This is a genomic window from Rathayibacter sp. AY1H3, assembly GCF_002932015.1.
The window spans coordinates 62,176-82,438 of record NZ_PSUU01000012.1 but is presented as its reverse complement, the minus strand read 5'-3'; the positions used below and the strand labels follow the sequence as shown (position 1 = coordinate 82,438).

Below are 20,263 nucleotides of genomic sequence, written 5' to 3'. Positions count from 1 at the left end.
CAGATCGCCCGGGGGATCATGACCGACCCCGAGCTGCTCCTGCTCGACGAGCCGGCCGCGAGCCTCGACCTCGGCCCCCGCCCCCGACTCCGAGGCGCCGACCGGCCCCGAGGGCGGCGACCCGCGAGGAGGCCGGCCGTGATCCCGCTCGGCCGGGTCCCCGACGCGCACGCCTGCTCCCGAGCGGGCTGCCCGCGGACGGCGACGTTCGCGATCGCGTGGCGGAACCCGAGGATCCACGCGGAGGACCGTCGGAAGACCTGGCTGGCCTGCGGCGAGCACCTGGAGTTCCTGCGCGAGTTCCTCCTCGCCCGCGACTTCCCGCTCGAGGTGAAGCCGCTCTACACGGTCGATCGCGGAGCGGAACGATGAGCGGCGACGCGCCCCGTCCCTCCTGGCGCTTCGTCTTCTCGCGACGCTGGTTCGGCTACCTCGCTCTCGCGATCGTCTTCGCCGTCGCCTGCGTGCTGCTCTCGCGCTGGCAGGTCGCGCGGCTCGACCAGGCCGCCTCGACCAACCGGCTGGTCACCGCGAACTGGACCGCCGACCCGGTGGCGCTCGACGGGCTGCTCCCCGCCGACTCCACGTGGGACGACGCCCTCGAGTACCGCCCGGTCGAGATCACCGGCGTCTACGAGACGCAGGGGCAGACCCTCGTCCGCAACCGGCCCTACAACGGCAACCCCGGCTTCGAGATCCTGACGCCGCTGCGGCTCGACGACGGCAGCGTGTTCGTCGTCGACCGCGGCTGGGTCCCCGTCGGCTCGACCCAGGACTCCCCCGACGCGATCCCCGCGCCGCCCGAGGGAGAGGTGACCGTCGTCGCCCGCCTGAAGCCCGCGGAGGGACGGATCGACGGACGCTCCGCACCGGCCGGCCAGATCGCCACGATCCAGCTCGACGACCTGTCGGCGCAGCTGGACGAGCCCCTGCGGACCTCGGCGTACGGCCTGCTGGTCGCCGAGGCGCCGGCGCCGGTCGACGCTCCCCCGCTGGCCGCGATCAAGCCGGTCGCCGACGAGGGCCTGCACATCAGCTACGCGATCCAGTGGGTGCTGTTCGCCGTCATGGGCTTCGGCGGGCTCGGCTGGGCGATCCGCCACGAGTACCGAATCCGCAACGCAGACGACCCCGAGGTCGTGGCGGCCGAGGAGCGGCGCGAGGAGCGCCGCCGACGCCGCGGCCGCAGCGACTCCGAGGTCGAGGACGAGCTGCTCGACGCCCGCTAGGCGAGCGTGATCAGGTCGAGGTAGTCGGCCGCCCAGTGGTCCTCGGTGCCCTCCGGCATGATCAGGACGCGCTCGGGGTTCAGCGCCTCGACGGCTCCCTCGTCGTGGCTGACCAGGACGACCGCGCCCTCGTAGTGCGCGAGCGCGTCGAGGATCTCCTCGCGGCTCGCGGGATCGAGGTTGTTGGTGGGCTCGTCGAGCAGGAGAACGTTCGCGCCCGAGACCACGATCATCGCCAGGGCGAGACGGGTCTTCTCCCCGCCGGAGAGGACCCCGGCCGGCTTGTGCGAGTCGTCCCCGGTGAACAGGAACGAGCCCAGGACCCGGCGCGCCTCGGTCTCGGTGAGGTTCGGGCTGGAGGAGACCATGTTCTCGAGCACCGAGCGCTTGACGTCGATCGTCTCGTGCTCCTGCGCGTAGTAGCCGATCCGGAGGCCGTGCCCGGCCTCGATCACTCCGGTGTCGGGCTGGTCGACGCCGCCCAGGATGCGCAGGAGCGTCGTCTTGCCCGCTCCGTTGAGCCCCAGGATGACGACCTTGGAGCCGCGGTCGATCGCGAGGTCGACGGCGGTGAAGATCTCGAGCGAGCCGTAGCTCTTCGACAGGTTCTGAGCCTGCAGAGGGGTGCGACCGCAGGCGGACGGGGTCGGGAACCGGAGCTTCGCGACGCGGTCGACCGCGCGGACCTCCTCGAGCCCGCTGAGCATGCGCTCGGCACGCGCGACCATCTGGTGCGCCGCTGCGGCCTTCGAGGCCTTCGCGCCGAACTTGGCGGCCTGCAGCTGGAGGGCGCCGGCCTTCTTCTCGACGTTGACCCGCTCCTTCTTGCGGCGCTCCTCGTCGGCGGCGCGCTGGCGCTGGTAGTTCTTCCAGTTCATGTTGTAGACGTCGATGACCTGGCGGTTGGCGTCGAGGTAGAAGACGCGGTTCACGGTCTCGCCGACCAGGTCGATGTCGTGGCTGATCACGATGAAGCCGCCGCGGTAGTTCTTGAGGAACTCGCGGAGCCAGACGACGGAGTCGGCGTCGAGGTGGTTCGTCGGCTCGTCGAGGATCAGCGTGCTCGCGTCGGAGAAGAGGATGCGCGCGAGCTCGATGCGGCGCCGCTGGCCACCGGAGAGCGTCTTGAGCGGCTGGTCGAGGATCCGGTCGGGGAGGTTGAGGTTGCTCGCGATCGACGCGGCCTCCGCCTCAGCCGCGTATCCGCCGAGGGAGAGGAAGCGGTCCGTGAGGTTGCCGTACTTCTTCATGCCGGCCTCGCTCACGGAGGTGTCGCTGCTCGACATCGCGACCGTCGCCTCCTGCATGCCGAGCACCAGCTGCCCCAGCCCGCGGGCGTCGAGGATGCGGGTGCGCGCGAGCTCCTCCGGGTCGCCGGAGCGCGGGTCCTGAGGGAGGTAGCCGATCTCGCCGCCGCGGTCGACCGTGCCCTTCGAGGCGATGAGGTCGCCCGCGAGGACCTTGGTCAGCGTCGTCTTCCCCGCCCCGTTGCGGCCGACGAGGCCGACCTTGTCGCCGTCGCCCACCCGGAAGGAGACGTTCTCCATCAGGAGTCGGGCGCCGACTCGGAGTTCGAGGTCGTGCACGCTGAGCACAGTGCTGTCCGTTCCCGCCAAGAAATGGCGTTCGGTTCGGGAGGAGTGGGGCAAGGGGCCGCGATGCGGCAGCCCCCTAGTATATTTCCTGAGCCGCGGGGCGGATCCACGTCCGCTCACCGCGGACGCGCTCGCTCCTCGCTCTCGGGCGACCAGGACTCTCGGAGATCACCCATGTCCCCTTCCTCTTCCGCCCTCCCGCGCCCGGTCCTCGCCGACCGGCTCGTCACCCGCTCCGTCGCGACCGACGCCCTGCTGGTGCTCGCGGGTGCGGGTCTCACCGCAGCGATGGCGCAGCTGTTCATCCCGATGTGGCCGGTCCCCTTCACGGGCCAGACCTTCGCGGTCCTTCTGGTCGGCACGACGCTCGGCGCACTCCGCGGCGCGCTGTCCATGCTCGTGTACGCGCTCGTCGGCGCTCTCGGCGCCCCGGTCTTCACCGAGGGCTCGCACGGCTGGGCGGTCCTCGCGGGTCCCACCGGCGGCTACATCGTCGGCTTCGTCCTCGCGTCGATCGTCACCGGGTGGCTCGCCCAGCGGCAGTGGGACCGTCGCGTCCTCGGCACGCTGGTGACCTTCCTCGCCGGCACCGCCACCATCTACCTCGTCGGCTTGCCCTGGCTGGCCGCCGCCCTCGCCTCGCTGGGGCTGCCAGCCGACCTCGGCTCCGTCCTCTCCGCGGGACTCGTGCCCTTCCTGGTCGGCGACGCGCTCAAGGCGCTGGTCGCTGCCGCGCTGCTCCCCACCACCTGGGCGATGCTCTCGCGACGCTCGCGCTGAGCGGTCGCACGGACGCCGAAGGGCCGGGAGGACGATTCCTCCCGGCCCTTCGGGCGTCCGGCAGAGGTCGAGCCGCCCGGTCCTCCTGCTCGACCTCGGTGGGCACCTCCACCGACTCGACCGGCGGGGACGACGACGGCCCCGGACTCCGGAGCCGTCCCGCCCGGCCGTTCCGACTCCACGACGGACTGCGACAGGCTGAAGACGACAGGAACGCCGAAGGGCCGGGAGGACGACTCCTCCCGGCCCTTCGGCGTCGGTGTGCAGCGGCTAGATCGAGAAGCCGAGTGCGCGCATCATGTCGCGCCCGTCCTCGGTGATCCGGTCGGGACCCCACGGCGGCATCCAGACCCAGTTGATCCGGAACGCCTCGACGATGCCGTCGAGCGACTCGGCGGTCTGCTCCTCGAGCACGTCGGTCAGCGGGCAGCCCGCCGAGGTGAGGGTCATATGGATGACGAGGGCGTCGTTCTCGTCGTCCCAGCCCAGGTCGTAGATGAGTCCCAGGTCGACCACGTTGACCCCGAGCTCGGGGTCCATGACGTCCTTGAGGGCTTCCTCGACCTGGTCGAAGAGCTTCGGCTCGAGAGTGGTGACCGCCATGATCAGACCGTCGCCGAGGTCAGGAAGCGGTCGTAGCCCTCGTCCTCGAGCCGGGTGGCGAGCTCCTTGCCGCCCTGCTCGGCGACGCGGCCGGCGACGAAGACGTGGACGAAGTCGGGCTGGATGTAGCGCAGGATCCGCGTGTAGTGCGTGATCAGCAGCACGCCGAGACCGGTGCTCTGGTGGGCGCGGTTGACTCCCTCCGACACGATCTTGAGCGCGTCGACGTCGAGGCCGGAGTCGGTCTCGTCGAGGACGGCGAACTGCGGGGCGAGCAGCTCGAGCTGGAGGATCTCGTTGCGCTTCTTCTCGCCGCCCGAGAAGCCCTCGTTGACGTTGCGCGCCGCGAAGGACGAGTCCATGCGGAGGTTCGCCATCGCCGACTTGACGTCCTTCGTCCACGTGCGGATCGCGGGCGCCTCTCCGGCGATCGCGGTCTTGGCGGTGCGGAGGAAGTTGGTGTTGGTCACACCGGGGATCTCGACCGGGTACTGCATGGCGAGGAAGAGGCCCGCGCGGGCGCGCTCGTCGACGGACATGTCGAGGACCTCGACGCCGTCGAGGGTGATCGAGCCGCCGTCGACGTGGTACTTGGGGTGTCCCGCGATCGTGTACGCGAGGGTGGACTTGCCGGACCCGTTGGGGCCCATGATCGCGTGGATCTCACCCTGGTTGATGGTGAGATCGACACCGCGGAGGATCTGCTTGGTCCCCTGCTCGGTCTCGACACTGACGTGGAGATCGCTGATCTGGAGAACGGACATTCAGACTTCCTTCGTGACGGTCGGGTCGATGTAGACGTCGCCGTCGATGATCTCGACGACGAAGACGGGGACCGGCTCGTAGGCCGGGAGGTTCAGGGGGGTGCCGGTGCGGAGGGAGAACTGGGAGCCGTGCGCCCAGCACTCGAGGCTGTCGCCCTCGACGAAGCCCTCGGAGAGCGAGATCTCGCCGTGGGTGCAGGTGTCGCCGATGGCGTGGATCTCGCCGGCGGAGTCCTGCACGACCGCGATCGCGACTCCGTCGACCTCGACCCGCATGGCCTGGTTGGGGATCAGCTCGGAGACCGAGCAGATCATCGCGGCGTTGCTCATGCGCTGACCGCCGCTCCGCGGGAGGAGCCGGTCTGGCCGGCGCTGCCGGCGAGCTCCGCCTCGATCGCGAGCTGCAGGCGGTCCTCGAGCTCGGCGACCTTGATCTGCTGCACGATCTCGCTGAGGAACCCGCGCACGACCAGGCGTCGCGCCTCGTCCTCACGGATCCCGCGGGACTGCAGGTAGAAGAGCTGCTCGTCGTCGAAGCGGCCGGTCGCCGAGGCGTGCCCCGCTCCGGCGATGTCACCGGTCTCGATCTCGAGGTTCGGGATGGAGTCGGCGCGCGTGCCGTCCGAGAGGACGAGGTTGCGGTTCTGTTCGTAGCTGTCGGTGCCGGTGGCGCTGTTGCGGATCAGGACGTCGCCGATCCAGACGGTGCGCGCGCCCTCGCCCTGCAGCGCGCCCTTGTAGGTCACGCGGCTGCGGGTGTCGGGGGCGTCGTGGTCGACGTACACCTGCTGCTCGAGGTGCTGGCCGCCGTCGGCGAAGTACAGACCGAAGAGCTCGCCGTCCGCTCCGCGCTCGACGAGGTGCGCCGAGGGGTTCACCCGGACGATGGAGCCGCCGAGGGTGACCACGATGTGCTTCACCTTCGCGTCGCGTCCGACCCGCACGAAGTGGTTGGCCAGGTGCCGGGCGTCGTCCGCCCACTCCTGCACGGTGACGACGGTGAGCTGCGCGCCCTCGCCGACGAGGATCTCCACGTTCTCCGCGAGGGAGGCCTCCCCCTCGTTCTGCAGCACGACGACGGCGCGGGCGTAGGGCGCCGCCTCGATGATCGTGTGCGCGGCGCGGGGTGCGGAGCCGAGGCCCGAGCGGACGAGGGTGGCGACCTTCTCGTCCTCGCCCGTCACGCGGACGGCGAGGGCCTTCTCGAAGCTCGACCAGGCGTTCGCGGCGGCGCGGTCCTCGGGGAGGCCGGCGGTGCCGATCCGCTGGTCGTCGCGGCCGACCCACGAGACGTCGACACCGTCCACCGCCGCGTGCTCGAGGGGGGCGGGCGAGCCGTCGAGCGCGCCGTCGATCAGATCGCCGAGGCGGGCGACGGGCGTCAGCTTCCAGGCGATCTCGCGGCCGGTGACGGCCTCGAAGGCCTCGACGTCGGCCGACGCGAAGCGCTCGGAGCGCGTCTGCACGGGCGTGAACGCCCCGTCGGAGTGGGCGCTGATGCCCAGGCGCTCAGCGGCGGCCGCGCCGTCGATCTCGGGGGTCGCGGCGCTCGTGGGGACCGTCATCTGGCGGTGGTTCCTTTCGATGGGTGCGGGGCGCCCCGTCCGGGCGCCCCTTCGAGGGGGGAGGCGGGCGTCAACCGACGCTGCCCTCCATCCCCATCTCGATGAGCTTGTTCAGCTCGAGGGCGTACTCCATGGGCAGCTCGCGCGCGATCGGCTCGATGAAGCCGCGGACGATCATGGCCATCGCCTCGTCCTCCGGCAGGCCGCGCGACATCAGGTAGAAGAGCTGCTCCTCGCTGACCTTCGACACCGTCGCCTCGTGGCCGAGCTGCACGTCGTCGACACGGATGTCGATCGCCGGGTAGGTGTCGGAGCGCGAGATGGTGTCGACCAGGAGGGCGTCGCAGCGCACGGTGTTCGCCGAGTGGTGCGCGTTCGCGTCCACCCGGACCTCGCCTCGGTATCCGGCGCGACCGCCGCCGCGGGCGATCGACTTCGAGACGATCGACGACTGCGTGTACGGCGCCATGTGGACCATCTTCGCGCCGGCGTCCTGGTGCTGGCCGGGGCCCGCGAACGCGACGGAGAGGGTCTCGCCCTTGGCGTGCTCGCCGACCAGGAAGATCGACGGGTACTTCATCGTGACCTTGGAGCCGATGTTGCCGTCGATCCACTCCATCGTCGCGCCCTCGTGCGCGATCGCGCGCTTGGTGACGAGGTTGTAGACGTTGTTCGACCAGTTCTGGATCGTCGTGTAGCGCACGCGGGCGTTCTTCTTCACGATGATCTCGACCACGGCCGAGTGCAGCGAGTCCGACTTGTAGATCGGAGCCGTGCAGCCCTCGATGTAGTGGACGTAGCTGTCCTCGTCCGCGATGATCAGGGTCCGCTCGAACTGGCCCATGTTCTCGGTGTTGATCCGGAAGTAGGCCTGCAGCGGGATGTCCACGTGGACGCCCTTGGGGACGTACACGAAGGAGCCGCCGGACCAGACCGCGGTGTTCAGCGCCGCGAACTTGTTGTCGCCCGCGGGGATGACGGTGCCGAAGTACTCCTCGAAGATCTCGGGGTGCTCGCGCAGCGCCGTGTCGGTGTCCATGAAGATGACGCCCTGCTCCTCCAGGTCCTCGCGGATCTGGTGGTAGACGACCTCGGACTCGTACTGGGCCGCGACGCCGCCGACGAGGCGCTGGCGCTCCGCCTCCGGGATGCCGAGCTTCTCGTACGTGTTCTTGATGTCGTCCGGGAGGTCGTCCCAGGTCTGCGCCTGCTTCTCGGTGGAGCGGACGAAGTACTTGATGTTGTCGAAGTCGATGTCCGACAGGTCGGCGCCCCACGTCGGCATGGGCTTGCGCTCGAAGAGCTTCAGGGCCTTCATGCGGCGGTCGCGCATCCAGGCGGGCTCGTTCTTGAGCGCGGAGATGTCGGAGACGACCTCGGGCGAGATGCCGCGTCGCGCGGAGGCTCCGGCGGAGTCCGAGTCGGACCAGCCGAACTCGTAGACGCCCAGGCTCTCGAGCTCGGGGCGGTCGATCAGGATGTCTGACATGTGTACCTCGTTTCCTACCCACTGCTAACCGGTCGGGTCCCGGAGTCATTCCCCCGGGGGTGGCCCGCGGGTGCTCTCCGGCCGGTCGCGCGATCGATCTGATGCGCGGAGCGGATGATGTGCGTCCCTGGATTCCGGAGGTGTGCGTCGGCGCTCCATCGGGCCGTGTGCGGATCACGTGCGCAGGGTACGTCGAACCGTGACCAGCTCCTCATTCTACCGGCGTCCGCCGTTCAGCGGAACCTCCGCACCTGGGTGTCGGCCGGGCACCGGTGACGTGCCTCCAGACGCGCATGGCCATACCAGTGTCGGTGGTCCGTGATTCGGTTCCGCCATGACGAACGACGCATCGACCCCGATCCCCGCACGACTCGTGACCGCACTGGTGGGCGCCGGCCTGCCGACCGGACCCGCACGGGCGTTCGGCCCTCTCGCCCGCGCGATCGCGGCCGACCTCCCGCTGCGGGCGCTCCCCCGCGTGCTCCTGCGCCTCCGGCGGCACCTGCTCTCCGCCGAGCCGGAGCCCGCGGTCAGGCGGCGGGCTGGAGCTCCTGGGCGGCGTCCCGGCGCTGGGCGCGCACGGTGAACAGCCTCGGGTTGACGTCGAGCAGCACGCGGACCGCGCCGACCCAGATGAGCGCCGAGCCGAGCAGGTGCACCGCGACGAGCGTCTCGGGCAGCGCGGTGAGCGACTGCGCGACCCCGACCAGCGCCTGCAGCACGACGACCACGAGGAAGGCGACCACGCGCCGCCGGGCGAGCTCCGAGCCCGCCGCCCGCGACAGGCGCAGGAGCAGCGCGGCGCCCACGACGAGCACCGCCGTGCCGAGCACGCCGTGGACGACGGTCACGCTCGCCCAGTGGAACTGCATGCGGGGCACCTCCGCGGAGTCGCCGGCGTGCGGGCCGGTCCCCGTCACGAGGGTCCCCACGAGGATCACGAGGAGCGTCAGGCCGACGAGCCCGATGCTGAGCGCCCGCGTCGGGCGGTCAGGCTCGAAGGCCACGGACTGCGAGCGGTGGGCGCGGTGCCACGTCAGTGCGGTGGTGGTGAGGAGGGCGATGGCGAGAACGAAGTGCCCGGCCACGATGTACGGGTTGAGGCCCGAGTGGACGGTCGCGCCGCCCGCGAGGGCGTTCGCGACGACGAGCCAGAACTGCGACCAAGCGAGCCGGGTCATGGTGCGGTCGCGCGGCTTCTGCAGGCGCGCGGCCGTGATCGCCCAGCCCACCGCGACCACGAGGACGCCGGTGAACGCGCGGTTCGTGAACTCGATGAAGCCGTGGATCCCGAGCTCGGGGGTCGAGGTGAGCGAGCCCGGCTCGCACGCCGGCCAGGTGGGGCAGCCGAGGCCCGAGCCGGTCAGCCGGACGACGCCCCCGAAGAAGATGATCAGGATGCTCGCGACGAGCGCCGCGGTGGTCCCCCAGCGCAGTGCGCGCGGACCCAGGGTCACCCGCTCGGCGAGCAAGGAGAACGGCGTCACCATCAGAAGGGGAGCAGCGGGTCGATGCCGACGGCGAGGAAGAGCAGGGTGAGGTATCCGATGGACCCGTGGAACACCCGCATCGGCGAGACGTGCTCGTGACGGATCGCGAGGCTGTAGAGGCGGTGCGTCTCGGCGATGAACCAGACTCCGCTGCCGAGCGCGACCACCGTGTAGAGCACCCCCATTCCGGCGACGGGGATCAGCAGGAGCGAGCAGGCGACGGTGGCCCAGGCGTAGAGGATGACCTGGAGCCCGACGATCGTGCGCCCGCGCACGACGGCCAGCATCGGCACGCCGGCGGCCTGGTAGTCGTCCCGGTACTTCATCGACAGCGGCCAGTAGTGCGGCGGCGTCCAGAGGAAGATGACGGAGAAGAGGATGACGGGGGCCCAGTCGAGCGAGCCGGTGACCGCCGCCCAGCCGATCAGCACCGGCATGCAGCCCGCGATGCCGCCCCACACGATGTTCTGCGGCGTCCGGCGCTTGAGGAAGAGCGTGTAGAACACGACGTAGATCAGGATCGCGGCGAGCGAGAGGCCCGCGGAGAGCCAGTTGGCCGTGAGGCCGAGCCAGACGATCGACAGGACGCCGATCGTGGTCGCGAAGACGAGCGCGGCCCGGTCCGAGATCTCCCCGGTCACGAGCGGCCGGTTCTTCGTCCGGTTCATGATCCGGTCGATGTCGCGGTCGAAGTAGCAGTTGAACGCGCCCGCGGACCCGGCGCTCAGGGCGCCGCCGATCAGGACGTTGAGGACCAGCAGCAGATTCGGGATCCCGCCCTGCGCCAGGATCATCGTCGGAGCAGTCACCACGAGGAGCAGCTCGATCACGCGCGGCTTCGTCAGAGCGACGAAGGCCTTCACCTTGCGCGAGAGGGTCGTCGGCGACGCCCCGTCCCGCTCGACGGCGGTGGTCTCCACGACTGCGTCCATTGCTCCTCTAACGATTCGATGATCCCGAACGAGTGTAATGCGCCCGTCCGGGAGCCGGGCCCGGCGTGCACGCTTGTCCAATCGGACGCAGACATATGCGACCACGCAACCCCCGGTCAGCGGCGCACCCCCCTCCGTATACTCGGGACTGCTCGCCAGAGCGCCCGGCACGCACCCGAGCCCGCCCGACGATCGTCGGCACGGGGCCGAGAGGGCCGTCGCCGGAGCATCGTGTCGAAGTCGTCATGCGGCGTGCTCCACCATGCGAGAGGGCGGACGGTCCCCGTCTGCCCCACGTCTCGAGAAGGGTCAGTACCAAGTGTCAGAACTGCAATGGGAATCCATTGACGAGAAGGCAGTCGACACGGCGAGGGTTCTCGCCGCGGATGCGGTCGAGAAGGTCGGCAACGGCCATCCCGGAACCGCCATGAGCCTCGCGCCCGCCGCCTACCTCCTGTTCCAGAAGGTCATGCGCCGCGATCCGTCCGACGCGACCTGGATCGGCCGCGACCGGTTCATCCTGTCGGTCGGCCACTCCTCGCTGACCCAGTACGTCCAGTTCTACCTGGGCGGCTACGGACTCGAGCTCGACGACCTCAAGGCGCTGCGCACCTGGGGCTCGAAGACCCCGGGCCACCCGGAGTACGGCCACACCGACGGCGTCGAGATCACCACCGGGCCGCTCGGCCAGGGCCTCGCCTCCGCCGTGGGCTTCGCCTACGCCTCGCGCTTCGAGCGCGAGCTGTTCGACCCGGAGGCCGCCGCGGGCACCTCCCCGTTCGACCACTTCGTCTACGTGATCGCCGGCGACGGCGACCTGCAGGAGGGCGTCACCAGCGAGGCCTCCTCGCTGGCCGGCCACCAGAAGCTCGGCAACCTGGTCGTCATCTACGACTCCAACCAGATCTCGATCGAGGACGACACCAACATCGCCTTCACCGAGGACGTCAAGGCGCGCTACGAGGCCTACGACTGGCAGGTCCAGGTCGTCGACTGGAAGAAGACGGGCGAGTACCACGAGGACGTCGCCGAGCTGCACGCCGCGATCGAGGCCGCGAAGGGCGAGACCGACAAGCCGTCGCTCATCATCCTGCGCACCATCATCGGCTGGCCGTCGCCGAAGAAGCAGAACACCGGCAAGATCCACGGCTCCGCCCTGGGCGCCGACGAGCTCCGCGGACTCAAGGAGGTGCTCGGCTTCGACCCCGAGAAGACCTTCGACGTCGCCGACGAGGTCATCGAGCACACCCGCAAGGCCGTCGAGCGCGGCCAGGCCCAGCACGCCGAGTGGGACGAGCAGCTCGCCGCCTGGGCGTCCGCGAACCCCGAGAAGAAGGAGCTGCTCGACCGGGTCCTCTCGGGCGAGCTGCCCGAGGGCGTCCAGGAGGCGCTCCCCGTCTTCGAGCCCGGCAAGGAGGTCTCGACCCGCGCTGCATCCGGCAAGGTCATCAACGCCCTCGCCGGCGTGATCCCCGAGCTGTGGGGCGGCTCCGCCGACCTCGCCGAGTCGAACAACACGACGATCGAGGGAGCCGGCTCCTTCGTCCCGACGGAGTTCTCGACCCACGAGTGGACCGGGAAGAAGGGCGGCCGCGTGCTGCACTTCGGCATCCGCGAGCACGCCATGGGCGCGATCCTCAACGGGATCGTCCTGCACGGCAACACCCGCCCCTTCGGCGGCACCTTCCTGATCTTCTCCGACTACATGCGCCCGGCGGTCCGTCTCGCCGCGCTCATGAAGGCGCCGGCCATCTACGTCTGGACCCACGACTCCGTGGCGCTCGGCGAGGACGGCCCGACGCACCAGCCGGTCGAGCAGCTGTCGACCCTCCGCGCGATCCCGGGCCTGGACATCGTCCGCCCCGGCGACGCGAACGAGGTCGCCTACGCCTGGAAGACCATCCTCGAGCGCCGCGAGGGCCCCGCCGGCCTCGCGCTCACCCGTCAGAACATCCCGGTGTTCGAGCGCGGCGAGGGCGACGCGGAGGGCGAGACCTTCGCCTCCGCCGCGAACGTCGCCCGTGGTGCCTACATCCTGGCCGAGGCGCCGGGCGGCACCCCGGACGTGATCTTCATCGCGACCGGCTCCGAGGTCCAGATCGCCGTCGAGGCGCGCGAGGCCCTGAGGAGCGAAGGCGTCAACGCCCGCGTCGTCTCGGCTCCGTCCCTCGAGTGGTTCGAGGAGCAGGACGCCGAGTACCGCGAGAAGGTCCTGCCCTCCTCGGTGAAGGCGCGCGTCTCGATCGAGGCCGGCCTGAGCCTGGGCTGGCAGAAGTACGTCGGCGACGCCGGCCGCTCCGTCTCGATCGAGCACTTCGGCGCCTCGGCCGACTACAAGACCCTGTTCCGCGAGTTCGGGATCACCACCGAGGCGGCACTGTCCGCCGCCAAGGAGTCGCTCGCAGCCTCCTGACCCGAAGGCCGCGTCCACCACGGACGCGGCCTTCGCCGTCGGAGCAGCGGCTCCCCCTCACACCACGCACCACCTACGCAGAAGAAGAAGAGACATGACCGAGAACACCCCCACCGCAGAGCTCTCCGCCGCCGGCGTCAGCATCTGGCTCGACGACCTCTCCCGCTCGCGCATCTCCACCGGAGGGCTGCAGAAGCTCATCGAGGAGAAGAACGTCGTCGGAGTCACCACGAACCCCACGATCTTCGCCGCGGCCCTGACCAACGGCGAGTCCTACGACGCCCAGGTGCGCGAGCTCGCCTCCGCCGGCACCTCGGTGACCGACGCCGTCTTCGCGATCACCACCGACGACGTCGCCGCGGCGTCCGACATCTTCCGCCCGATCTACGACGCGACCAACGGCTACGACGGCCGCGTGTCGATCGAGGTCGAGCCCGGCCTGGCGCACGACGCCCAGGGCACCATCGAGCAGGCCAAGGCCCTCTGGGCCAAGGTCGACCGCCCCAACGCGATGATCAAGATCCCCGCGACCGTCGAGGGCCTCGAGGCCATCACGGAGGTCATCGGCTCCGGCATCTCGGTGAACGTCACCCTGATCTTCTCGCTCGCCCGCTACCGCGCCGTCATCAACGCGTACCTGGCCGGCCTCGAGAAGGCCAAGGACGCCGGCATCGACCTGTCGACCATCCACTCCGTCGCCTCGTTCTTCGTCTCGCGCGTCGACACCGAGATCGACAAGCGCCTCGAGGCCGTCGGCACCGACGAGGCCCGCGCCCTCAAGAGCAAGTCCGGCGTCGCCAACGCGCAGCTGGCCTACGAGGTCTTCGTCGAGGCGTTCGCCACCGAGCGCGCCCTGCTGCTCCAGGAGTCCGGCGCCAACCGCCAGCGCCCCCTCTGGGCCTCGACCGGCGTCAAGTCGACCGACCTCCCCGACACCCTCTACGTGACCGAGCTCGTCGCGGCCGGCGTGGTCAACACGATGCCCGAGAAGACCCTCGAGGCGACCTTCGACCACGGCGTCATCACCGGCGACACCGTCACCGGCTCGTACGCCGACGCGAACGCCGTCCTCGACGCCGTCACGGCGCAGGGCGTCTCGTACGCCGACGTCACCGAGCTGCTCGAGAAGGAGGGCGTGGAGAAGTTCATCGTCTCCTGGAACGAGCTGCTCGACACCGTCACCGCGGCGCTCGAGGGCGCGAAGGCGCAGGCCTGATCATGGCCATCCAGATCCACGTCAGCGGAGACGCCGAGAAGGCCGTCGACCGCGTCGTCCCGGAGCTCGTCGCCGACGAGGTCGCGTCCGGCATCACCGCCCAGGCCCCCACCCTGTGGGGCGCCGCGGCGGAGGAGGAGGCGGCCAAGCGCCTCGGGTGGACCGAGTCGACCACCGTCTCCCGCCCCCTGATCCCCCAGATCCTCGCCCTGCGCGAGGAGTTCCAGGCCAAGGGCGTCGACCACATCGTCCTCGGCGGCATGGGCGGCTCCTCGCTCGCGCCCGAGGTCATCACCCGCACCGCCGGCGTCGAGCTCACCGTGCTCGACTCGACGGCGCCCGGCCAGGTGCTCGCGGCCCTGAACGACCGGCTCGCGTCGACCGCGGTCGTCATCTCCTCGAAGTCCGGCTCGACCGTCGAGACCGCGAGCCAGAAGAAGGCCTACGAGAAGGCGTTCACGGAGGCGGGCATCGATCCGCTCGACCGCATCGTCATCGTGACCGACCCGGGCTCGCCCCTGGACACCTCCTCCCGCGAGGCCGGCTACCGCGTGTTCAACGCCGACCCGAACATCGGCGGGCGCTTCTCGGCGCTCTCCGCGTTCGGCCTCGTGCCGTCCGGGCTCGCCGGCGCCGACATCGAGGCCCTCCTCGACGAGGCGGCCGAGGCCTCCCTCGGGCTCGCCGTGGACTCCCCCGAGAACCCGGGCCTGATCCTCGGAGCGGCGATCGCCGCGACCAGCCCGCGCCGCGACAAGCTCGCGATCGTCGCCGACGGGACCGACATCGTCGGCTTCGCCGACTGGGCGGAGCAGCTGATCGCCGAGTCCACCGGCAAGGACGGCACGGGCATCCTCCCCGTCGTCCTCGGCACGCTGGCCCCCGAGCTCTCGGAGGACCTGCCCGACGTGCAGGTCGTCCGCCTGGTCGAGGACGCCACGGCGCTGCACCTGTTCCCGCGCGACCGCCACGAGGGCGAGATCCTCCTCTCCGGCTCGCTCGGCGCTCAGATGCTGACGTGGGAGTACGCCGTCGCCGTCGCGGGTCGCCTCCTGGGCATCAACCCGTTCGACCAGCCCGACGTCGAGTCGGCGAAGGTCGCGACCCGGGCCCTGCTCGAGAAGCGCCCCGAGCCCGAGGCGCCCGCGTTCACCGACGCGGGCATCGAGGTCACCGGCAGCAGCAGCGTCACCGAGGGCGTCTCGACCGTCGCCGCCGCTGTCGACCGCCTCCTCGCGCAGCTGGGCGACGGCGGCTACGTCTCGATCCAGGCGTACGTCGACCGCCTCGCGCTCCCGCAGCTCGAGGGCGTGCGCGACCTCCTCGCCGCGCAGGCCCAGCGCCCCGTCACCTTCGGGTGGGGCCCGCGCTTCCTACACTCGACCGGGCAGTACCACAAGGGAGGGGCGCCGACCGGCGTGTTCCTCCAGATCACCGAGCGCTCCGACGTGGACCTCGAGATCCCGGACAGCCCGTTCACCTTCGGCCAGCTCATCCTGGCGCAGGCCGCCGGCGACGCGAGCGTGCTCGCCGAGCACGGCCGGCCGGTGCTGACCCTCACGCTGACCGACCCCGAGGCCGACCTCGAGGCGCTCTTCGAGGCCCTCAACACCTGATCCGACGGGCACGCCGCCGCTGCGCTCTCGAGCGCGCGGCGGCGTGCCCGCGGTCGTCCCGCGACCACTTCCCGGGGCAGCAGCCGGGCCCGCCCGCTCCTCCCCCTCCCTCACCGATAGCAGTGCGCCGGTCCCACCGGCACACAGAAGGACACTGCACATGTCTGTGGACATCACCCCCGAGTTCAATCCGCTGAGGTTGAGCTTCGACCGCCGGTTGAACCGGATCGCCGGGCCCAGCGGCCTCGTCATCTTCGGCGTGACCGGCGACCTCTCCCGCAAGAAGCTCATGCCCGCGGTCTACGATCTCGCCAACCGCGGCCTCCTGCCTCCCGGCTTCGCCCTCGTCGGATTCGCCCGGCGCGACTGGGACGACCAGGACTTCGAGCAGGTCGTCCACGACTCCGTGAAGAAGCACGCCCGCACCGAGTTCCACGAGGAGGTCTGGGCGCAGCTCGCGCAGGGCATCCGGTTCGTGCAGGGCGAGTTCGACGACCCCGAGGCGTTCGCCCGCCTGAAGACGACCGTCGACGACCTCGACCGCGAGCGCGGCACGAACGGCAACTTCGCCTTCTACCTCTCGATCCCCCCGAAGTCCTTCCCGCAGGTCACCGAGCAGCTGCGCAGCTCCGGCCTCGCCGAGCAGAAGGACGGCCAGTGGCGCCGCGTCGTCATCGAGAAGCCGTTCGGCAGCGACCTGAAGACGGCCCGCGAGCTGAACGACGTCGTCGAGTCGGTCTTCCCGCCCGACTCCGTCTTCCGGATCGACCACTACCTCGGCAAGGAGACGGTCCAGAACATCCTGGCCCTCCGCTTCGCCAACATGATGTACGAGCCGCTCTGGAACTCGAACTACGTCGACCACGTGCAGATCACCATGGCCGAGGACATCGGCGTGGGCGGGCGCGCGGGCTACTACGACGGCATCGGAGCGGCGCGCGACGTCATCCAGAACCACCTGCTGCAGCTGCTCGCCCTGACCGCCATGGAGGAGCCGATCTCGTTCGACGCGGCCGACCTCCGTGCGGAGAAGGAGAAGGTCCTCGCGGCCGTCCGCCTCCCCGCCGACCTCTCCACTTCTACCGCCCGCGGGCAGTACGCCGGCGGCTGGCAGGGCGGCGAGAAGGTGCTCGGCTTCCTCGAGGAGGACGGCATGAGCCCCACCTCGACCACCGAGACCTACGCCGCCATGCGCCTGGACATCGGCACCCGACGCTGGGCCGGCGTGCCGTTCTATCTGCGGGCCGGCAAGCGCCTCGGCCGCCGCGTCACCGAGATCGCGGTCGTGTTCAAGCGGGCACCGCAGCAGCTCTTCGCCGAGAGCCAGACCACGTCGCTGGGCCAGAACGCGCTCGTCATCCGCGTCCAGCCCGACGAGGGCGTCACCATGCGCTTCGGCTCGAAGGTGCCCGGCGCCGGCATGCAGGTGCGCGACGTGACGATGGACTTCGGCTACGGCCACGCGTTCACCGAGGCGAGCCCCGAGGCCTACGAGCGCCTCATCCTCGACGTCCTCCTGGGCGAGCCGCCGCTCTTCCCCCGGCACGAGGAGGTCGAGCTGTCCTGGAAGATCCTCGACCCGATCGAGGAGTTCTGGGCCACGCAGGGCCAGCCCGAGCAGTACCGCCCCGGAACCTGGGGCCCCGATTCCGCCGACGAGCTCCTCGCCCGCGACGGCCGCACCTGGAGGCGTCCATGATCGTCGATCTGCCCGACACCACGACGAGCGAGGTCTCGAAGACCCTCGTCAAGATCCGCGAGGAGGGCGGCGCCGTCGCCCTCGGCCGCGTCCTCACCCTCATCATCGCGACCTCGCGGGGTCACGAGGAGGAGGCCATCGAGGCCGCGAACGACGCGTCCCGCGAGCACCCGATGCGCGTCATCGTGGTCTCGAAGGACGACGGCACCACCACGGTCCCGGTCGACGCGACGGCGCGGGTCGACGCGCAGATCCGGGTCGGAGGCGACGCCGGCGCGAGCGAGGTCGTCGTGCTCCGTCCCTACGCAGACGCGGCCGAGGACGAGGAGAGCCTGGTCACGGGCCTGCTCCTCCCCGACGCCCCCGTCGTGGCCTGGTGGCCGAACAGCGCTCCGGACAACGCCTCCGCGTCCCCGATCGGCCGGATCGCCACCCGGCGGATCACCGACGCGTCGGCCCAGTCGAACCCGGCGGAAGCGCTGCACCACCTCGCGTCCACCTACGCCCCCGGCGACACCGACTTCGCCTGGACCCGCCTCACCCTCTGGCGCGCGCAGCTCGCCGCCGTGCTCGACCAGCCGCCCTACGAGCCGATCACGGCCGTCGAGGTCTCGGGCGCGCCCGACTCCCCCTCCACGATCCTGCTCGCCGCCTGGCTGCAGCTCGAGCTCGACATCCCCGTCGACCACGAGCTCACGATCAGCGCGACCGGGTCCAGCGGGATCCACGGCGTCCGGCTCATCCGAGACTCCGGAGTGATCGAGCTCGAGCGCTCGGTGCCCAACGTCGCGACGCTCACGCAGCCCGATCAGCCGGTCCACGACATCTCGCTCCCCCGCCGCAGCCTCCGGGACTGCCTGGCGGAGGAGCTGCGCCGACTCGACCCGGATGACCTGTACGGTGAAGTGATCTCGCGCGGGGTCGACATGCTCACTGAGAAGGCCGAGGCCCGCAGCGCCTCCTGAGGTGTGGGCGCCCGTCCAGGGCGCCCACACCTCAGAGCTTCCCGACACGGAGCCGAACCCCGCCGATCGGCACCCGAACCCGAAGGAGTCCCCTGAGATGACCACCGAACGCCGCGTGCTGGTCCACCGCGACAAGCAGACCCTCGCCGGCTCGGTCGCCGCCCGGTTCCTCACCAAGACGATCGACGTCCTCGACGACCTGGGTTCGGCGAACGTCGTGCTCACCGGAGGGACGATGGGAGCCGCCACGCTCAAGGAGATCGGCTCCTCCTCCGCCGCCGGCAACGTGGACTGGTCGCGCGTGCACTTCTGGTGGGGCGACGAGCGCTGGGTGCCCCGCGGCCACGAGGACCGCAACGACGTCCAGGCCGGGGACCTCTTCAGCGTCCTCGATGTGCCGGCGGCGAACGTGCACTCCTACCCGGCCTCGGACGAGGGCCTGGACCTCGACGGCGCCGCCGCTGCCTACGACGCGGAGCTGCGCGAGCACGCCTCCGAGGGGCGCGACTACCCGCGCTTCGACATCACCTTCCTCGGCGTCGGGCCGGACGGGCACATCGCGTCGCTGTTCCCCGAGCGCTCCGCGATCCGCTCCACGACGCCCGGCGTCCTCGCCGTCCGCAACTCTCCGAAGCCGCCGCCCGAGCGCCTCACCCTCACGCTGCCGCTGATCAACCAGTCGGACCGCATCTGGATGGTGCTCGCCGGCGCCGACAAGGCCTCTGCCCTGGGCCTCGCGCTCGCGGGTGCCAGCACGAACGAGGTGCCCGCGTCGGGCGCATTCGGTCGCAAGCGCACGGTGTTCTTCGTCGACCAGGAGGCGGCGGCCGAGGTCCCCGAGTCGCTCATCGCTCCGAGCTACTGAGCCCGGTCCGGAAACGACGGAAGGCCCGTCCCCTGAGGGGGCGGGCCTTCCGTCGTTCGTCGTCCGGTGAGGATCAGGACGGGGTCGCGGTGCCTCGTCGGGCGCGCAACTGCTGCAGCGCCTCCTCGAGGAGCTGAGCCGCCTCGGCCTCGGTGCGGCGCTCCTTCACGTAGGCGAGGTGCGTCTTGTAGGGCTCGGTCTTCGCGACCTGCGGCGGGTTCGCCCGGTCGCGGCCCGCGGGGAGACCGGACTGCGGCGAGTCGATCACCTCGGGGATCTCGTCCTCGGGGAGGGCCGCCGAGAAGTGGCGCACCGTCTCGTTGCCGAGAGCGTCCCAGTAGGAGACCGCGACGCGCTCCGCGTGGAAGCCCCGGTCCTGCTCGCCCATGGGTCCTGCGCCGACGCGCGAACCGCGGATTGCACTGCCGCCTGATGCCATTGCGAGTACCCCTATGCTCCGGTGGTGAACTTGGTGATGAGTCCGAGCACCACGATGCAGGCCAGCCAGACGACGCCCAGGATCACGGTGATGCGGTTGAGGTTGCGCTCGGCGACGCCCGACGCGCCGAGGTTGGAGGTGACTCCGCCCCCGAACATGTCGGACAGTCCGCCGCCGCGCCCCTTGTGGAGCAGGATCAGCATGGTGAGCAGGAGGCTCGTGATGCCCAGGATGACCTGGAGCACGACCTGGAGGATGTCCACGCGGTACCTTTCGAAGTTCTGGCGCGTTGCGCGCCCCGACGAGTATAACGGCGCCTGCGAATCCGCGAGGAATGCGTCGTCCCGTGTTCGGGGCGATGTATACGAGTGTCCGTCGAGGGGCGGAGCGGGTGGCCTCGTCGCGGTGCCCTCGACAACCTCTCCAGTCGCTGGACCGCGAGCCTGTGGTCCACGTACCAGCGGATCGATCGAGCCGAACGCGCCACGCTCTCGGACGACACCCCGCGACGAGCCGACAGCCCCGGACCGGCCAACGCGCGAAGCCGGTGTGGGATCTCCGAGGCGAACCGGCGATCCGCGTCCCAGCGGATCTCCGTAGCCG

General features: G+C 70.5%; 19 protein-coding genes. 9 read left to right on the top strand and 10 right to left on the bottom strand.

The features are described from left to right. Together C5C33_RS19215 and C5C33_RS06830 are read left to right on the top strand one after the other, a co-directional pair. Positions 1-372 (top strand): hypothetical protein (locus C5C33_RS19215; RefSeq protein WP_374953820.1); only part of this gene is annotated, 372 nt, incomplete at its 5' end. Then, complete coding sequence (locus tag C5C33_RS06830; protein WP_104260745.1) at positions 369-1,229, top strand: SURF1 family protein; 861 nt, start codon at positions 369-371, stop codon at positions 1,227-1,229. The genes C5C33_RS19215 and C5C33_RS06830, both read left to right, overlap by 4 nt. Here C5C33_RS06830 and C5C33_RS06825 read toward each other — a convergent pair. Next, on the bottom strand, positions 1,226-2,824 hold the full coding sequence (locus tag C5C33_RS06825) for an ABC-F family ATP-binding cassette domain-containing protein (protein ID WP_104260744.1): 1,599 nt from the start codon (positions 2,822-2,824) through the stop codon (positions 1,226-1,228). The two genes, C5C33_RS06830 and C5C33_RS06825, sit on opposite strands and share 4 nt — an antisense overlap. 174 nt (positions 2,825-2,998) lie before the next feature. On the opposite strand from C5C33_RS06825, the gene C5C33_RS06820 reads away from it, so the two are divergent. Next, positions 2,999-3,604: a biotin transporter BioY gene (locus C5C33_RS06820; protein ID WP_104232632.1), complete on the top strand. Its 606-nt coding sequence runs from the start codon at positions 2,999-3,001 to the stop codon at positions 3,602-3,604. A 270-nt stretch (positions 3,605-3,874) separates the two neighbouring features. Here C5C33_RS06820 and C5C33_RS06815 read toward each other — a convergent pair whose 3' ends face one another. From C5C33_RS06815 to C5C33_RS06785, 7 genes are all read right to left on the bottom strand, one after another. Next, positions 3,875-4,207, bottom strand: a complete 333-nt coding sequence (locus tag C5C33_RS06815; RefSeq protein ID WP_104221939.1) for a metal-sulfur cluster assembly factor — start codon at positions 4,205-4,207, stop codon at positions 3,875-3,877. A gap of 2 nt (positions 4,208-4,209) precedes the next feature. Further along, positions 4,210-4,971, bottom strand: a complete 762-nt coding sequence (sufC, locus tag C5C33_RS06810; RefSeq protein WP_104221937.1) for a Fe-S cluster assembly ATPase SufC — start codon at positions 4,969-4,971, stop codon at positions 4,210-4,212. After that, complete coding sequence (locus C5C33_RS06805; RefSeq protein ID WP_077222834.1) at positions 4,972-5,301, bottom strand: non-heme iron oxygenase ferredoxin subunit; 330 nt, start codon at positions 5,299-5,301, stop codon at positions 4,972-4,974. Then, positions 5,298-6,536 (bottom strand): Fe-S cluster assembly protein SufD, encoded by a 1,239-nt coding sequence (gene sufD / locus C5C33_RS06800; RefSeq protein ID WP_104260743.1) that lies wholly within the window; start codon positions 6,534-6,536, stop codon positions 5,298-5,300. The genes C5C33_RS06805 and sufD overlap by 4 nt, the downstream gene beginning before the upstream one ends. A gap of 70 nt (positions 6,537-6,606) precedes the next feature. Continuing rightward, positions 6,607-8,025 (bottom strand): Fe-S cluster assembly protein SufB, encoded by a 1,419-nt coding sequence (gene sufB, locus C5C33_RS06795; protein WP_104221933.1) that lies wholly within the window; start codon positions 8,023-8,025, stop codon positions 6,607-6,609. A 530-nt stretch (positions 8,026-8,555) separates the two neighbouring features. After that, positions 8,556-9,515: a heme A synthase gene (locus tag C5C33_RS06790; protein WP_104260742.1), complete on the bottom strand. Its 960-nt coding sequence runs from the start codon at positions 9,513-9,515 to the stop codon at positions 8,556-8,558. Then, positions 9,515-10,447 (bottom strand): heme o synthase, encoded by a 933-nt coding sequence (locus tag C5C33_RS06785; RefSeq protein ID WP_104221928.1) that lies wholly within the window; start codon positions 10,445-10,447, stop codon positions 9,515-9,517. The genes C5C33_RS06790 and C5C33_RS06785 overlap by 1 nt, the downstream gene beginning before the upstream one ends. A gap of 319 nt (positions 10,448-10,766) precedes the next feature. Here C5C33_RS06785 and tkt point away from each other — a divergent pair, with 319 nt between their 5' ends. The 6 genes from tkt (at position 10,767) to pgl (ending at position 19,221) form a co-directional block, all read left to right on the top strand. Next, the gene (tkt, locus tag C5C33_RS06780) at positions 10,767-12,860 is read left to right on the top strand and encodes a transketolase (RefSeq protein WP_104260741.1); all 2,094 of its coding nucleotides are present in this window, start codon (positions 10,767-10,769) and stop codon (positions 12,858-12,860) included. A gap of 94 nt (positions 12,861-12,954) precedes the next feature. Continuing rightward, on the top strand, positions 12,955-14,076 hold the full coding sequence (gene tal / locus C5C33_RS06775; protein ID WP_104260740.1) for a transaldolase: 1,122 nt from the start codon (positions 12,955-12,957) through the stop codon (positions 14,074-14,076). Between the two features lie 2 nt (positions 14,077-14,078). Next, positions 14,079-15,692: a glucose-6-phosphate isomerase gene (locus C5C33_RS06770; protein WP_104260739.1), complete on the top strand. Its 1,614-nt coding sequence runs from the start codon at positions 14,079-14,081 to the stop codon at positions 15,690-15,692. 160 nt (positions 15,693-15,852) lie between these two features. After that, the gene (gene zwf, locus C5C33_RS06765) at positions 15,853-17,391 is read left to right on the top strand and encodes a glucose-6-phosphate dehydrogenase (protein ID WP_104260738.1); all 1,539 of its coding nucleotides are present in this window, start codon (positions 15,853-15,855) and stop codon (positions 17,389-17,391) included. Beyond that, the gene (locus tag C5C33_RS06760) at positions 17,388-18,356 is read left to right on the top strand and encodes a glucose-6-phosphate dehydrogenase assembly protein OpcA (protein ID WP_104260737.1); all 969 of its coding nucleotides are present in this window, start codon (positions 17,388-17,390) and stop codon (positions 18,354-18,356) included. The genes zwf and C5C33_RS06760 overlap by 4 nt, the downstream gene beginning before the upstream one ends. Positions 18,357-18,453: 97 nt before the next feature. Continuing rightward, positions 18,454-19,221, top strand: a complete 768-nt coding sequence (gene pgl / locus C5C33_RS06755; RefSeq protein WP_104221917.1) for a 6-phosphogluconolactonase — start codon at positions 18,454-18,456, stop codon at positions 19,219-19,221. Between the two features lie 73 nt (positions 19,222-19,294). On the opposite strand, the gene C5C33_RS06750 is transcribed toward pgl, so the two are convergent. Then, complete coding sequence (locus tag C5C33_RS06750) at positions 19,295-19,660, bottom strand: RNA polymerase-binding protein RbpA (RefSeq protein WP_055791968.1); 366 nt, start codon at positions 19,658-19,660, stop codon at positions 19,295-19,297. A gap of 11 nt (positions 19,661-19,671) precedes the next feature. Beyond that, complete coding sequence (gene secG / locus C5C33_RS06745; RefSeq protein ID WP_104221915.1) at positions 19,672-19,923, bottom strand: preprotein translocase subunit SecG; 252 nt, start codon at positions 19,921-19,923, stop codon at positions 19,672-19,674. Between the last annotated feature and the right edge of the window lie 340 nt (positions 19,924-20,263).

What these genes read in the sequence shown, in the direction of transcription:
- sufD (WP_104260743.1), bottom strand. Translation starts at nt 6,536, where the DNA reads ATGACGGTCCCCACGAGCGCCGCGACCCCCGAGATCGACGGCGCGGCC.
- C5C33_RS06830 (WP_104260745.1), top strand. Translation starts at nt 369, where the DNA reads ATGAGCGGCGACGCGCCCCGTCCCTCCTGGCGCTTCGTCTTCTCGCGA.
- C5C33_RS06760 (WP_104260737.1), top strand. Translation starts at nt 17,388, where the DNA reads ATGATCGTCGATCTGCCCGACACCACGACGAGCGAGGTCTCGAAGACC.
- C5C33_RS06815 (WP_104221939.1), bottom strand. Translation starts at nt 4,207, where the DNA reads ATGGCGGTCACCACTCTCGAGCCGAAGCTCTTCGACCAGGTCGAGGAA.
- pgl (WP_104221917.1), top strand. Translation starts at nt 18,454, where the DNA reads ATGACCACCGAACGCCGCGTGCTGGTCCACCGCGACAAGCAGACCCTC.
- sufC (WP_104221937.1), bottom strand. Translation starts at nt 4,971, where the DNA reads ATGTCCGTTCTCCAGATCAGCGATCTCCACGTCAGTGTCGAGACCGAG.
- C5C33_RS06820 (WP_104232632.1), top strand. Translation starts at nt 2,999, where the DNA reads ATGTCCCCTTCCTCTTCCGCCCTCCCGCGCCCGGTCCTCGCCGACCGG.
- sufB (WP_104221933.1), bottom strand. Translation starts at nt 8,025, where the DNA reads ATGTCAGACATCCTGATCGACCGCCCCGAGCTCGAGAGCCTGGGCGTC.
- tal (WP_104260740.1), top strand. Translation starts at nt 12,955, where the DNA reads ATGACCGAGAACACCCCCACCGCAGAGCTCTCCGCCGCCGGCGTCAGC.
- C5C33_RS06750 (WP_055791968.1), bottom strand. Translation starts at nt 19,660, where the DNA reads ATGGCATCAGGCGGCAGTGCAATCCGCGGTTCGCGCGTCGGCGCAGGA.
- C5C33_RS06805 (WP_077222834.1), bottom strand. Translation starts at nt 5,301, where the DNA reads ATGAGCAACGCCGCGATGATCTGCTCGGTCTCCGAGCTGATCCCCAAC.
- C5C33_RS06790 (WP_104260742.1), bottom strand. Translation starts at nt 9,515, where the DNA reads ATGGTGACGCCGTTCTCCTTGCTCGCCGAGCGGGTGACCCTGGGTCCG.
- C5C33_RS06770 (WP_104260739.1), top strand. Translation starts at nt 14,079, where the DNA reads ATGGCCATCCAGATCCACGTCAGCGGAGACGCCGAGAAGGCCGTCGAC.
- zwf (WP_104260738.1), top strand. Translation starts at nt 15,853, where the DNA reads ATGTCTGTGGACATCACCCCCGAGTTCAATCCGCTGAGGTTGAGCTTC.
- C5C33_RS06785 (WP_104221928.1), bottom strand. Translation starts at nt 10,447, where the DNA reads ATGGACGCAGTCGTGGAGACCACCGCCGTCGAGCGGGACGGGGCGTCG.